The organism is Psychrobacter sp. TB20-MNA-CIBAN-0197, assembly GCF_040309765.1.
Classification (GTDB): Bacteria; Pseudomonadota; Gammaproteobacteria; order Pseudomonadales; family Moraxellaceae; genus Psychrobacter; species Psychrobacter submarinus.
Window position 1 is genome coordinate 1 of the sequence record NZ_JBEOPC010001046.1, and the last position, 252, is coordinate 252.

At 38.1% G+C, this 252-nt stretch carries 1 protein-coding gene; it reads left to right on the forward strand.

Features of this window, described 5'->3' with window-relative positions; genetic code table 11:
* The coding region (locus AAEY83_RS17095) for a chorismate mutase (protein WP_351061051.1) at positions 1-252 on the forward strand (252 nt) is incomplete at both ends.

Consider the following 252-nt stretch of genomic DNA (forward strand, 5'->3'; position numbering starts at 1 on the left):
GTGTGGTTGAATATAAAATCGCCAACAACAAGCCAATTCGCGATGAAGCACGTGAACTCGCGCTTCTAGAAAAATTAATTGGTTATGGTAAGTCACTGGGTTTAGATGCTTACTACGTAAATAATGTGTTTCAAACTATTTTGGAAGATTCAGTTTTACACCAACAAGCAATGTTACAAAAAAACCTTAATCCAGACGCACTGAGTGAAACACACCGTGTAACTTACTTAGGTGGTCAAGGTTCTTATAGCC